The following is a 13,632-nucleotide window of genomic DNA, read 5'->3' as shown; positions in this document are numbered from 1 at the left end:
TCCGGCAGGCCAAAGGCCGCTGACATTTAATCTTGAGGACACAGACTATGAGCGATATCCCTGCCGACCTGCGTTTTGCCGAAAGTCACGAATGGGCCCGTCTGGAAGCTGACGGCACTGTGACCGTCGGGATCTCCGATCATGCCCAGGAAGCGTTGGGTGATGTGGTGTTCGTTGAGCTGACCGAAGTCGGCAGCGTGTTTGAGGCGACTCAGCAGGCGGGTGTGGTTGAATCGGTGAAAGCCGCTTCGGATATCTACTCGCCGATTGCTGGCGAAGTGATCGCGGTGAACGATGCCTTGAGCGGCGAGCCTGAGCTGTTGAACTCCGACCCGTACGGCGCCTGGATCTTCAAACTCAAGCCAAGCAACCCGGCTGATCTGGAAAAACTGCTGGATGCCGCCGGCTACAAAGCCGCCATCGGCGAGTAAACGCGAGCAGTTGGAACAGCACAAATCAATGTGGGAGCTGGCTTGCCTGCGATGCAGACGCCTCGGTGTAGCGGTTACACCGTGGTGATGCCATCGCAGGCAAGCCAGCTCCCACAGTTGATTGCGGATAGCTGGCAGTTTGTTTTCAGCTCGCTTTCAGTACCGCTTTAACCGCAGCGACCGACCGCTCCACGTCCGCTTCTGTCATCGCCGTGAACATCGGCAACGACACGATCAAACGCCCAACACGCTCCGACACCGGGAACATGCCTTCCTTGAACCCCTGCGCCCGATAAAGGCTCAGCAGGTGGATCGGCGGGTAGTGATAGCCAATGCCGACGCCGTGGGCCTGCATTTGCTCCATGAAGGTCGCGCGCGCGGGCAGGCCATCCTGACGCTCCGGCAGTACCAGCTGGAACAGGTGCCAGTTGCTGTTTTCGAAATCCGCCGGCGGAAGTTGCGCGCCGTACGTCTCTTCAAAGTCACTGCCGAAGCACTTGAAGTAGTGCCGTGCCAGGTTCTGGCGATGGGCAGTGATCTTCTCGATATGGGCAAACTGCCCCAGGCCGATGGCTGCGGCAATGTCGGTCATGTTGAACTTGCCGCCCAACACATCTACGTCCAGGCCGTCGAAGCCGGTACGGGTAACGCCCTGCAGGCGATATTTTTCTGCCAGGCGCGCTTCCTCGGCGTTGTTCAACACCAGGCAACCCCCTTCGGAAGACGTGATGTTCTTGTTCGCCTGGAAGCTGAACGACACGAAGTCGCCCGTAGCGCCGATACGCTTGCCATTCCAGCTGGAACCCAACGCTTGGGCGGCGTCTTCGACGATACGCAGGTTGTACTTGTTGGCCAGTGCATACAGCATCGGCATATCCAGGGGCAGGCCCGCCAGGTACACCGGGATGATCGCCTTGGTACGTGGGGTGATCGCTGCTTCCACCTGGGCCAGGTCGATATTGCGGGTGACCGGGTCGATATCGGCAAATACCGGCGTGGCGCCCACTTCCAGAATGACGTTGGCGGTGGCGACCCAGGAGATCGGAGTGGTGATGACTTCATCCCCAGGGCCGATCCCGGCGATGCGCAGGGCAATCTCCATGGTGCAGGTGCCGGAGTTGAAGGTGCGTACCGGACGGCCGCCAAAGTATTCCGACAGTTGTGCTTCGAACGCCTGCACTTTTGGCCCGCTGGTGATCCAGCCTGAGCGCAGTACGTCGCCGACCGCCGAGATGGTGGCTTCATCAATGGTAGGTTTGGAAAACGGCAGAAAGGGCTGTTGGCTCATAACGACGAAGGCATCCGTTTCAGATAGGCGATAAGTAATAGACGTATCAGTACCGCATAGTTGCACGGTTCGACTGAATATAGCCTGTCATGCGTGAATGAATCGTCATGTTACGGACAAAAAAATGCCGCTTGGGAAAGCGGCATTCTTTGTAGGGCGCTGTTACTCGGTCACAGCGTTTTTCGCGAGGATAGCGTTGGCCAAATCCATATCGGTGGCCTTGAGGCCAGGGTTGTCAGCGCGCACTTTTTGCATGGCGGCTTCCAGGTACGGGCCGCGGATGCCGCCGTCGCTGGCAACAAAGCTGCCTGCGTCGTCTTGGGCGGCGACCACCAGCTTGTGGTCCTTGAAGGTCAGGTACGTCGAGCCGGTAGTGGCGCCCGATGAGATGACGTTGCGCCAGAAACTGTCGGCCATGGCTGAACCGACAGGAAGGGAAAGCACAGCGAGGGTTGCGACAGCATATTTGAGACGCATGATGGGTGACTCCGACTGGGTTATCTGAACAGTTTGATTGTAGTTAGCCCAACCGAGTTCCATCACTGACTAAACAGTTTCGACCTGTAAAACCACGCCTTCCTGACCAATGACACGTACTTGAGCGCCTACGGGGCTGTCCGGGCCAGTCACTATCCACACGCCATCGCCGACTTTTATCTTGCCCCGGCCATCGACGATCGCCTGATGCACCAAAAATGTGCGACCGATCAACTCCGAGCCGCGCATGTTCAGCCCCGGCTGGTCGCTGACCTTGGCGCTGCTGCGCTGGCGTTTCCACCAATACACGGCTGTCAGGATCGACAAAACAGCGAATAGCAGCAGCTGCCACTCCAGCCCAAGCGGTGGGACCAGAAACTTGATCACACCTACGGCAGCGGCGGCAATCCCCATCCACAGCAGGTAGCCACCGGCGCCGAATACTTCAAGAATCAACAGCACTGTACCCAGTGCCAACCAATCCCAGAACGACAGATGCTGCAGGAAATCCCACATGGCGACTGCCTCAGCCTTTCTTGTTGTCGAAGGTTGCCTTGACGATTTCGCCGATGCCACCGACTGCGCCAATCACCTGGCTGGCTTCCAACGGCATCAGGATGACTTTGCTGTTGTTGGCCGAAGCCAGCTTGCCCAAGGCATCAATGTATTTTTGCGCAACGAAGTAGTTAACCGCCTGCACGTTCCCCGAAGCGATTGCCTCGGAAACCACTTGTGTGGCGCGGGCTTCGGCTTCGGCCTGACGCTCGCGGGCTTCGGACTCCAGGAAAGCCGCCTGACGGCTACCCTCGGCCTCAAGGATCTGCGCCTGCTTCTTGCCTTCGGCAGTCAGGATCGCCGATGCGCGCAGGCCTTCGGCCTCCAGAATCTGCGCACGCTTGATCCGCTCGGCTTTCATCTGGCCGGACATGGCGGCCATCAGGTCGGCAGGCGGGCTGATGTCCTTGATCTCGATCCGGGTAATCTTGATGCCCCACGGTGCCGTGGCTTCATCCACGGTACGCAGCAGTTTCTCGTTGATGCCGTCACGCTGGCTCAACATCGCATCCAGTTCCATGGAGCCGAGCACGGTGCGGATATTGGTTTGCAGCAAGTTACGGATAGCATGCTCGAGGTTGTTGACCTCGTAGGCGGCCTGGGCCGTGTTGACCACCTGGAAGAAGCACACGGCGTCGATCTGCACGGTGGCGTTATCGGCGGTGATGACTTCCTGAGGCGGGATATCCAGCACGCTTTCCATCACGTTCATCTTGCGACCAATACGGTCCATGATCGGAATGATGATGTTGAGGCCGGGTTTGAGGGTGTTGGTGTAGCGACCGAAGCGCTCGACGGTCCATTGGTAGCCCTGGGGCACCACTTTAAAACCCATGAACAGGATGGCTACGGCCAAACCCACGAATAGAAGCAGTACGGTTCCGATCTGCATAGCGATTCCCTATCTGATGGTGTCAGTGAAACGATGTGCGACCGAGTGTAACGGTCTGGTCACGGATAAGGACGGTTTCACGGCGCAACAACCCAATCATTTGTATCTGAATCCCCAGGCGTTACCCGCAATACTTCTGCCAGGGTTGTCAGCCCTGCGTTCACTTTATCGATACCGGCCATTCGCAGGCTGCGCATGCCTTGCCCGAGTGATGCACGGCGTAGAGCCTGCACATCGGCGCCGGGGGTGATCAGCGCCTTGAGCGTCTCGTCCATCACCATGATTTCGTAGAGCCCGGCTCGGCCTCGATAACCGCTGTCACGACACTCCCCGCAGCCGGTAGCTTCGTGGACAGGTTCCTGCGTATTCACCGCGCGTTTACAGTGAGGGCACAAAAGCCTTACCAAACGCTGTGCCATCACCCCTATCAGCGTAGCTTTGATCAAATAATGAGCAATACCCAGTTCCTGCAAACGACTGACGGCGCTGGGAGCATCGTTGGTGTGGAGGGTCGATAGCACCAGATGCCCGGTCAGTGCGGCCTGGATCGCCATCTCTGCCGTTTCCTGGTCGCGAATCTCACCGATCATGATGATGTCCGGGTCTTGGCGCAGCAGCGCGCGGATACCGCTGGCGAATGTCAGGTCGATGTTGTGTTGCACTTGCATCTGGTTGAAGGCGGGCTCAATCATTTCGATCGGATCTTCCACCGTGCACAGGTTGACCTCGCGGGTCGCCAGTTGCTTGAGCGTGGTGTAGAGGGTACTGGTCTTGCCAGAGCCGGTAGGCCCGGTAACCAGGATGATGCCGTTGGCCTGACGGGTCATGGCGTGCCAACGTTGTTGGTCCTCGACGGATAAACCCAACTGGTCAAAAGCCTTGATCAGCACCTGTGGGTCGAAAATACGCATCACCAGTTTTTCGCCAAACGCGGTCGGCAGGGTTGAAAGGCGCAGTTCCACCTCGACGCCCTCCGGGCTTTTGGTCTTGACCCGGCCGTCCTGGGGTTTGCGCTTCTGCGCGACATTCATCCGGCCCAGGCTTTTCAGGCGGCTGACCACCGCCATCGTGACCTGAGGCGGAAATTGATACACGTCGTGCAACAGCCCATCGATGCGAAAACGCACCCGGCCCTGGTCGCGACAAGGTTCGATATGGATATCGCTGGCCCGTTGGCCGAAGGCGTACTGCAACAGCCAGTCGACGATATTGACGATATGCGCGTCATTGGCATCTGGCTCCTGCTCGCTGGCGCCGAGGTTGAGCAGTTCGAAATTGCCGGCCACCGCCACCTTTTGATCAGCGCCGCTGACGGACTGGGCCAGCCGGTAGAACTCGCCAATACAGCGTTGAATGTCCTTGGGGTTGGCGACCACGCGCTTGATCGAGCGTTTCAGCACCTGCGCCAGCCCAGCTTCCCATCCGCTGACATGGGGCTGGGCGCTGGCGACGGTGACGGTTTGCGCATCCACGGCCACCGCAAGGATCGCGTGGCGCTGCGCGAAGGCGTGGGACATCAAGGGCACTACCGTCGCCACGTCGATCTTGAGCGGGTCTATGCGCAAATAAGGCTGCCCGACATGCCGGGCCAGCCATTGGGTCAGTGTTTCCAGGCAAAGCCCTTCAGCTGCGATGCATTCAAGAGGGTGCAGTGAGGAAGGCGTCGTCGATAACCTGTGCGCCACATCCGCTGTAATCAGCTGTTGCTCGACCAATGCGGGCAGCAATTGATGCAGTTCCAATCGGTGATCGTGCAAGGCAGCGGGCATGGACATTTCCTGGGCAGTGTCGGGCGTAATTCCAGGCTAGCCAGTCTCTGAACATCCACCTCCCAGTGTGTATTGCAGGCTTTTACAGACTGGCTGCCGTCAGCGCCTGAGGCCGCAGGGAGTCGGCCCGCCACACTTCCAGCGAGCACACGCTGATCAGGTTTCTAATCTTTTCACCGATCACCTGGGCGCGATGCCAGCTCAAACCGTCCATCACGATGTCAATGCTCAGCAGGTCGTCTTCCCGGTTCACATTGACCTGGTGCGGCGTCAGGAACTGCAATGCGAAGTAGTTGAGCACCCGGCACAGCACATCCGGTTCGGCCTCGGCGACGATCTGATAATGCGCCTGGCAATGGGCGCTGTTGACGGCCCACGCATCGACGCGGGCAGAGGGCGGTGTGGTTTCGACGACGTGCATGCTGACTCTCCAGATTCGACTGGAGAAATTTTTACATTCGCTACGGGAGATTTCTTATCTAAGATGGAGCTGATTTGCGATTTATTGAATAAATCAATTCGAGATAAGCGTCATAACAGGTATTTCTATGCACAGTGAGTTGGACGCCTACGACCGCCGTATCCTGGCCCTGTTGCAAGAGGACGCTTCACTGTCCAGCGCGCAGATCGCCGAGCAGGTGGGCCTGTCGCAGTCGCCGTGCTGGCGGCGTATTCAACGGCTCAAGGAAGACGGCGTGATTCGCGGGCAGGTGACGCTGCTCGACCGCAAGAAGATCGGTCTCAACACGCAGATTTTTGCCGAAGTAAAACTCAACGCCCACGGCCGATCCAACTTCACAGAGTTCACCGAAGCGATTCGTGGGTTTCCGGAAGTGTTGGAGTGTTACGTGCTGATGGGGGCGGTGGATTTTCTGCTGCGCATCGTCACCTCTGACATCGAGGCGTACGAGCGGTTTTTCTTCGAGAAGCTGTCGATGGTGCCGGGGATTCAGGAGGTCAACTCGATCGTGGCTTTATCCGAGATCAAGTCCACTACCAGCCTGCCTGTATTGCGCTGACAGGGCCTGCCTCATCGCGGGCAAGCCCGCTCCCACAGGGACTTATGTACACAGTCCAATGTGGGAGCGGGCTTGCCCGCGATTGCGGTATTACAGGCGCAGCAACGTTTTCCAGGCACGGTTCTGATACACCGCAATTGCCTGATGCATGCGCGCATCCAGCGATTCGTCGGTGATCAACTGGTTCGCCAGTTGCGCCAGCTTGTTCAGCTCGCCGTACAAACGGTCCAGTTCCGGGATGTCTACCACCTGGCGCGCGTGGTGCAGCCAGGCCTGGATGCGCTCGATGCGCGGCAGTTGCTCGGCCAGGTCTTCCGGTTGTTGCTGGTAGCGCGGCAGTTGCAGGGCGACGGCATCGTCAGCCAGCAGGCGCGGTAGCCAGTTGGTGATTTGCGCGGCGCCCTGACGGTTGCCACGCACGTTGCGGTCGGTGGTCCAGGTGCGGGCCAGCAGCCAGCGCGAGGTGTTCAGCGAGAACAAGCCCCAGCGCACGTCTTCCAGTTCTTCAGCGAATTGTTCCGGCGCGGCTTTGCGAATGTCTTCGTCGTCATCACCGGCCTGGACCAGTGGGCGCCAGTCTTCCAGCAACGCATCCAGCGAGCTGCGCAGCTCACTGGTGGATTGACGCGGAGCGGCCTGGCCGAGGCTGCCGATCAGGGCGCGCAGTTCGCCGAGGTTGTCGACCCAGTCCTGCAGCAGGCGCCAGTGGCCATTGAAACGGTATTGTTCGGCCAGGCGCTGGCTGCTGCCCAGCAGGTGCCACATGATGGCGGCGAAGGCGTCGTCCAACGGCATTTCGGCGTGGATCTGCGGCGCCGGCAGGCTCAGCGAGTAGCTGTTGGCGTCGTACAAGCGGTAGCCACGCTCGGCTTTGCTGATATCGCAGGGCATCAGCGCCAGGGTGGCGGCCAGCTCGGCGGCGAGTTCCAGCAGGGCAGCCGGTTCACCTTCGCGCAGTTCCAGTTCCAGCTCGCAGATTTCTTCTTTCTGCTTGCCCACGACCACGTGGCCCAGGTCCAGGGCGGCTTCGATGACCACCTTGGCCTTGCCACGGCCCCAGGCGATTTCAGCGCGCTCACGCACGAAATCGGTGGTGAAGATCGGCTTGAGGGTCTTTTTGTCCAGCTCGGCCAGTTGCTCGGGCCAGCACTCGCCGTCGAGTTTCTTCACGTCGAGCTTGGCCTTGGGCAGGTCCCAGTTGAACTCGTTGCGTTCCGACAAGCCAGCGACGCTCTGGCCACGGGTCTTGAGGGTCTGGATGATTTCATCACCGTCCTTGCGCAGGCGCAGGGCGACTTTGGCCTGGGCCAGGTCGCGCTCGGGGGTGTCGAAATACTGGTTCATCAACTCACGGCGTTCCCAGCCACTTTTGTTGCGTTTTTTCAGTAGCGGGTGCTCACGCAGCGCGGCGAGTGTTTCGCGGCTGACGCGGAGCTTGATTTCGGTTTCTTTCTGCATGGCCGGAAAATCCAGGATCGGGAGCGCAGCCGGGGAAAAGTGTGGCTGCCAAGGTCGTGCAGTGTACAGGACTGAGCCCGGCAACGCGCCGCAACGGTTTATTGTGTCGTGCAGATGGTTCTATAGTGGGGCTCATCCGGGAAGTTGAGAGGCCGCGCATGCCGTTACCGTCCATGAAAGAGCAATTCGCCGCGTTGATTGCCGCCCCGTCTGTCAGTTGCACCCAAGCGTCTCTCGACCAGACCAACCGCCCGGTGATCGACCTGCTCGCCAGTTGGCTCGGCGACCTGGGTTTCGCCATCGATATCCAGCAAGTCAGCCCCGGCAAGTTCAACCTGCTGGCCAGTTTCGGCAGCGGTCCTGGCGGCCTGGTGCTGGCAGGTCATAGTGATACCGTTCCCTACGACGCTACGCTGTGGAAAACCGACCCGCTCAAACTGACGGAAGTTGATGGCCGCTGGGTAGGATTGGGCAGCTGCGACATGAAGGGCTTTTTCGCACTGGCCATTGAAGCGGTGTTGCCATTGCTGGATCAGCCGTTCAAGCAACCGTTGTTGATCCTCGCCACCTGCGACGAAGAAAGCTCCATGTCCGGCGCCCGTGCGCTCGCCGAGGCCGGGCGCCCGTTGGGACGCGCGGCGGTGATCGGTGAGCCGACGGGCCTCAAGCCCATCCGCCTGCATAAAGGCGTGATGATGGAGCGCATCGACATCCTCGGCCGTAGCGGCCATTCGTCGGACCCAAGTCTGGGCCACAGCGCCCTCGAGGCCATGCACGACGCCATTGGCGAACTGCGTGGCCTGCGCCTGGCCTGGCAGCGTGAGTACCGCAACCCGCAATTCAGCGTACCGCAACCGACCATGAACTTCGGTTGCATCCACGGCGGCGACAATCCCAACCGCATTTGCGGTCAATGTTCCCTCGAGTTCGACCTGCGGCCCTTGCCGGGCATGGACCCGCAAGTGCTGCGCGATGCCATCCGGCAGAAGCTCGAACCCTTGGCCGAGCGCCACAAAGTCAAGATCGACTACGCGCCGCTCTTCCCCGAAGTGCCGCCGTTCGAGCAGGCCGAAGACGCCGAGCTGGTGCGGGTTGCGGAACGATTGACGGGGCATCGTGCCGAAGCAGTAGCGTTCGGCACCGAAGCGCCTTATCTTCAGCGCCTTGGTTGTGAAACCCTGGTGCTTGGCCCTGGTGATATTGCGTGTGCCCACCAGCCGGGCGAGTACCTCGAAATGTCACGCTTGACGCCTACAGTGCGTCTATTGCGGGAACTGATCGAACATTACTGCCTTAAACCTGCATAAATTAACCCCTGCCCATTCGTACATAAGGAGAGCGAGCGTGTCGCCAAGCCTGTTCCGACGATAACCATCAGCCCGCTGTGCGCTTTCACGATTCATCCTTTTTTGGCTGCTTTTTATTACAGGCCCAGGTGTTATGCCCGAATACGTCAATTGGCTTCGTCACGCTTCGCCTTACATCAACGCCCACCGCGACTGCACCTTTGTGGTCATGCTGCCCGGCGATGGTGTGGAACATCCGAACTTCGGCAATATCGTCCACGACCTGGTGCTGCTTCACAGCCTCGGCGTGCGGCTGGTGCTGGTCCACGGTTCGCGCCCACAAATCGAAACGCGCCTTGAGGCGCGTGGCCTGACGCCGGCTTACCACGAAGGCTTGCGCATCACCGATGCCGCGACGCTGGAGTGTGTGATCGACGCGGTCGGCCACCTGCGTATTGCTATCGAGGCGCGCCTGTCCATGGACATGGCCTCGTCGCCGATGCAAGGCTCGCGCCTGCGGGTGGCCAGCGGCAACCTGGTTACCGCGCGGCCGATCGGTGTGCTGGAAGGCGTGGATTACCACCACACTGGCGAAGTGCGCCGGGTCGACCGCAAGGGCATCAACCGTCTGTTGGACGAGCGCTCCATCGTGCTGCTGTCGCCGTTGGGTTACTCGCCCACCGGGGAAATCTTCAACCTGGCCTGCGAAGACGTCGCCACCCGCGCCGCCATCGACCTGGGCGCCGACAAGCTGCTGCTGTTTGGCGCCGACCTGGGCCTGATCGACGAACAGGGTCGCCTGGTCCGTGAGTTGCGCCCGCAGCAAGTACCGGCGCACCTGCAACGCCTGGGCAACAACTATCAGGCTGAACTGCTGGACGCCGCCGCCGAAGCCTGCCGTGGCGGGGTAGGGCGCAGCCATATCGTGAGCTACGCCGAAGACGGCGCGTTGCTCACCGAGCTGTTTACCCGGGACGGCGGCGGTACGCTGGTGGCCCAGGAGCAATTTGAACTGGTACGCGAAGCGGCGATTGAAGATGTCGGTGGTTTGCTCGACCTGATCAGCCCGCTGGAAGAGCAGGGCATCCTGGTACGGCGTTCGCGCGAAGTGCTGGAGCGTGAGATCGAGCAGTTCAGTGTGGTCGAGCGCGAAGGCATGATCATCGCCTGTGCGGCGCTGTATCAAATCGCAGACTCGGATGCCGGTGAGTTGGCATGCCTGGCGGTGAACCCGGAATACCGCCACGGCGCGCGCGGTGATGTGTTGCTGGAGCGAATCGAGACCCGAGCCCGAGCGCAGGGTTTGAAGACGCTGTTTGTTCTCACCACCCGAACCGCCCACTGGTTCCGTGAGCGTGGGTTTGTGCCGAGCAGTGTGGATCGCCTGCCTTCGGCGCGGGCCTCGCTCTACAACTATCAGCGTAATTCGAAGATTTTCGAGAAGGCCCTCTAAACCTGATCTTCCTGCCTGATAAAGAGCTGGCTCATGGGGGAGCTGGCTTGCCTGCGATAGCATCACCTCGGTTTATCTGAACTACCGAGTCGCCAGCATCGCCGGCAAGCCAGCTCCCACATTTGACTGCCTTACGGGTTGACGAATTTTTCGGTCACGAATGCCGAATAGTCCGGCAACACCGCTTCAACCTTCCCCTGTTCCTTCAAAAACTTCGCCGTCTCTCCAATCGCCTTCGCCGTGCCCCCTTTAAGCAGGGCATCGGTTTGCTGCGCCTGCGCATCCGGGAAAGTGGTGCCGGCCAACAGCTCAGGAATATCGGTGGCATTCGAACCTGTCAATTTGGCGATTTTCTGCACCGGTTCGGAGTCCACCGTCCAGCCGTCTTTATGGGCGGCATAGTCAGCGAAAGAGTCCAGCGTGACCTTGGCAAACTTGGCCACTACGTCAGGATGTTTTTCCGCGAAATCCTTGCGTGCCACCCACACTTCGAACGTCGGCGCTCCCCACTGGCCCACTTGGGCCGCATCTGTCAGGGTTTTTCCGGTCTTGCGGATCTCGCCCAGGGCCGGTGACCACACGAAGGCGCCGTCGATATCACCACGTTTCCACGCGGCGGCAATTTCCGCAGGCTGCAGGTTCACCACTTTGACTTTCCGGGTGTCCAGGCCCCAGTGCTTCAGCGCGCCGAGCAGGCTGTAATGAGAGGTTGAGACGAAGGGGGTGGCGATGGTTTTGCCGATCAGATCCTCTGGTTTGTTGATGCCGCTGCCATTACGCACCACCAACGCTTCAGAAGCATTGATCTGCGCCGATACCATAAAGGCTACGATCGGTAGATTGCGTGAAGCCGCCGCTGCTAGAGGGCTGGAACCCAGGTTACCGATTTGTACATCGCCGGATGCGATAGCCGTGACGACTTCCGGCCCACTGTTGAATCGGCGCCAGGCAATCTTCTCGCCAATGGCCTTTTCATAGAGGCCATCGGCCTGTGGGACTTTGCTGGGGTCGATGCCGGTTTGATAGCCGATGGTTAAATCGGCCGCTTGGACACCAAAAGAAATTATTAGTGACACAAAAACTGTAACAAATTGACGGGAGGATGTGCCTTTGGCCATGATGGCGTCGCCTTTTTGATCGTGGGTGACGTATGCAACAGTACGGCAACACTAATCGATCTAAAAAAAGGCTAGTAAATACCATTTAGGAATTAGCTTATGGAGCAGGTGGTCTATGCTGACCGGCTTGCTGCATGGAAAGCCTTATTCCTGAATCGTATGAAAAAGAATGAAACAATTCTTTTTGGGTGTATGAAAAACTCATTACCCTGCAGGGACCAAATCAACTGCGGTTAGACGAAGGTAGTAGACATACAAAGTTACGATTGACTTGGTAGTCACTATCTGGCGCTAATCGCGCATCTGTGGATCTAGGGCGTCAGACCCGAGACCTAAGAAATACAAAAATTAGAAATGAGAGGAGCGGTACATGAAGAAGTCAACATTGGCGTTGGCCGTGGCTGTCGCTGCGATTGCCCAACAGGCAAACTCCGCCGGTTTCATCGAAGACAGCAAGGCCACTCTGGGTCTGCGTAACTTTTACATCAACACTGACAACCGCGATGGCGCTCCTACTGCGAGCAGCCGTAGCAAGAACGCTGAATGGGGCCAAGGCTTCGACCTGCGTTTCATCTCGGGTTTTACCCAAGGTACCGTTCAGTTTGGTGTTGACGCTATCGGCCTGTACGGCATGCGTCTGGACTCCAGCCGCGATAACCACGGCAACTACAGCGGCACCGCTTCGGGCGGCACTGTGTTCCCAAGCGACGGCAACAAAGCCGTCAGCGATTTCGCCAGCCTGGGCGTGACCGGTAAGGTCAAGATCTCCCAGACCGTAGCGAAAATTGGCACCCTGCAGCCAAACAACCCGGTGATCAAGACCAACGATGGTCGCCTGTTGCCTCAGACCTTCCAGGGCGGCGAGATCGTTTCTAACGAAATCAAAGACTTGACCCTGACTGCTGGTCAGATCGAGTCGGCCAAGGGCCGTAACTCGAGCAACAACGAAAACCTGTCGATTGCTGGCGCTAACAAAAGCTCCAACTACGACACCGGCAAATTCAGCAACAAGTTCTACTACGCTGGTGCTGACTACAAAATCACCAAGGATCTGACCGCTTCGTACTACTTCGGCGAGCTGAAAGATTTTTACTCCCAGAACTTCCTGGGCTTGGTACACAACTGGGCAATCGGCCCAGGCGTGCTGAAAAGTGACCTGCGTTACTACCGCAGCCGCGACAACGGCGCAAATGGCAACACTGCCGGCTACTACACCTCGGGTTACTACACCGACGGTGCCAAGCCTGTTACCGCTGGCAAGGTTGACAACGACCTCTACAGCTACCTGGGTCTGTACTCGATTAATGGCCACACCTTTGGTGGCGGTTATCAGTACACCAATGGCGACAGTGACTTCCCTTGGCTGAACCAAGGCGACGGTTCGTCGAACAGCACCACGACCGACATGCAAATCCAGAAGTTCGCCCGTGCCGGCGAGCGCACCTGGCAAGCTCGTTACGCGTATGACTTCGCCAAAATCGGCGTGCCTGGCCTGACCGCTGGTATTGTTTACCTCAAAGGTACCAATATCCAGACCACCGCTGGCGACAAGTCTGAGTGGGAACGCGATATCACCCTGGCTTACGTTGTTCCACAAGGCCCGCTGAAAAACCTCGGCGTGGCTTGGAAGAACGCAATGTGGCGTACCGACGTTGCTACCCGCGATCAAGACGAAAACCGTCTGATCGTCAGCTACTCGATCCCGCTGTTGTAAGCGTGTAAAACCTTGCCCGGCGCAATGCCGGGCAGGGTACTTTTACTGTTCAAGTCGGGCTCAACCCCCGCAAGCCCTTCCTGAATCCCCTCTCTTTACAGCGTCTCAAGGCCTTCTCGAACCTTGAAACGGATGTTGATCCTTGCCCGTTGCCAAGTCCAATGAACAGATT

General features: G+C 58.8%; 13 protein-coding genes. 5 read left to right on the top strand and 8 right to left on the bottom strand.

All coding sequences use genetic code 11. From position 1 onward, the window contains the following. The first annotated feature begins 47 nt into the window (after window positions 1–47). Window positions 48–431 carry a glycine cleavage system protein GcvH gene (gcvH, locus tag ACI77D_RS08055; protein ID WP_064454633.1) on the top strand — a complete coding sequence of 128 codons (384 nt, stop codon included), beginning with the start codon at window positions 48–50 and terminating at the stop codon, window positions 429–431. A 145-nt stretch (window positions 432–576) separates the two neighbouring features. Here gcvH and ACI77D_RS08050 read toward each other — a convergent pair whose 3' ends face one another. The 6 genes from ACI77D_RS08050 to ACI77D_RS08025 all read right to left on the bottom strand — a co-directional run bounded on the left by ACI77D_RS08050 (window position 577) and on the right by ACI77D_RS08025 (window position 5,833). Then, window positions 577–1,719 carry a DegT/DnrJ/EryC1/StrS aminotransferase family protein gene (locus ACI77D_RS08050; protein ID WP_064454632.1) on the bottom strand — a complete coding sequence of 381 codons (1,143 nt, stop codon included), beginning with the start codon at window positions 1,717–1,719 and terminating at the stop codon, window positions 577–579. A 162-nt stretch (window positions 1,720–1,881) separates the two neighbouring features. After that, on the bottom strand, window positions 1,882–2,196 hold the full coding sequence (locus ACI77D_RS08045; protein WP_064454631.1) for a DUF2388 domain-containing protein: 315 nt from the start codon (window positions 2,194–2,196) through the stop codon (window positions 1,882–1,884). 69 nt (window positions 2,197–2,265) lie between these two features. Beyond that, window positions 2,266–2,712, bottom strand: coding sequence for an NfeD family protein (locus ACI77D_RS08040; protein WP_064454630.1), 447 nt, complete (start codon window positions 2,710–2,712; stop codon window positions 2,266–2,268). A gap of 10 nt (window positions 2,713–2,722) precedes the next feature. Next, complete coding sequence (locus ACI77D_RS08035; RefSeq protein WP_053258568.1) at window positions 2,723–3,643, bottom strand: SPFH domain-containing protein; 921 nt, start codon at window positions 3,641–3,643, stop codon at window positions 2,723–2,725. Window positions 3,644–3,720: 77 nt separating this feature from the next. Then, a complete protein-coding gene (locus tag ACI77D_RS08030; RefSeq protein WP_407016363.1) occupies window positions 3,721–5,412 on the bottom strand; it encodes a GspE/PulE family protein in 1,692 nt (563 codons plus the stop codon). A gap of 82 nt (window positions 5,413–5,494) precedes the next feature. Then, the gene (locus ACI77D_RS08025; RefSeq protein WP_407016362.1) at window positions 5,495–5,833 is read right to left on the bottom strand and encodes a hypothetical protein; all 339 of its coding nucleotides are present in this window, start codon (window positions 5,831–5,833) and stop codon (window positions 5,495–5,497) included. 127 nt (window positions 5,834–5,960) lie between these two features. On the opposite strand from ACI77D_RS08025, the gene ACI77D_RS08020 reads away from it, so the two are divergent. Further along, window positions 5,961–6,431, top strand: coding sequence for an Lrp/AsnC family transcriptional regulator (locus tag ACI77D_RS08020; RefSeq protein ID WP_407016361.1), 471 nt, complete (start codon window positions 5,961–5,963; stop codon window positions 6,429–6,431). 90 nt (window positions 6,432–6,521) lie between these two features. Here ACI77D_RS08020 and ACI77D_RS08015 read toward each other — a convergent pair whose 3' ends face one another. Then, complete coding sequence (locus ACI77D_RS08015) at window positions 6,522–7,889, bottom strand: inorganic triphosphatase (protein ID WP_064454627.1); 1,368 nt, start codon at window positions 7,887–7,889, stop codon at window positions 6,522–6,524. Between the two features lie 158 nt (window positions 7,890–8,047). On the opposite strand from ACI77D_RS08015, the gene argE reads away from it, so the two are divergent. Both argE and argA read left to right on the top strand, forming a co-directional pair. Beyond that, window positions 8,048–9,196 (top strand): acetylornithine deacetylase, encoded by a 1,149-nt coding sequence (gene argE, locus ACI77D_RS08010; RefSeq protein WP_407016359.1) that lies wholly within the window; start codon window positions 8,048–8,050, stop codon window positions 9,194–9,196. Between the two features lie 133 nt (window positions 9,197–9,329). Then, window positions 9,330–10,628, top strand: a complete 1,299-nt coding sequence (argA, locus tag ACI77D_RS08005) for an amino-acid N-acetyltransferase (protein WP_064454625.1) — start codon at window positions 9,330–9,332, stop codon at window positions 10,626–10,628. Between the two features lie 131 nt (window positions 10,629–10,759). On the opposite strand, the gene tauA is transcribed toward argA, so the two are convergent. Continuing rightward, the gene (tauA, locus tag ACI77D_RS08000) at window positions 10,760–11,746 is read right to left on the bottom strand and encodes a taurine ABC transporter substrate-binding protein (protein ID WP_407016358.1); all 987 of its coding nucleotides are present in this window, start codon (window positions 11,744–11,746) and stop codon (window positions 10,760–10,762) included. 370 nt (window positions 11,747–12,116) lie between these two features. On the opposite strand from tauA, the gene ACI77D_RS07995 reads away from it, so the two are divergent. Continuing rightward, window positions 12,117–13,460 carry an OprD family porin gene (locus tag ACI77D_RS07995; protein WP_064454623.1) on the top strand — a complete coding sequence of 448 codons (1,344 nt, stop codon included), beginning with the start codon at window positions 12,117–12,119 and terminating at the stop codon, window positions 13,458–13,460. The last annotated feature ends 172 nt before the right edge of the window (window positions 13,461–13,632 follow it).

The organism is Pseudomonas sp. O39, assembly GCF_045447295.1.
Classification (GTDB): Bacteria; Pseudomonadota; Gammaproteobacteria; order Pseudomonadales; family Pseudomonadaceae; genus Aquipseudomonas; species Aquipseudomonas antarctica_A.
This window is presented reverse-complemented; position numbering and strand designations above follow the sequence as displayed.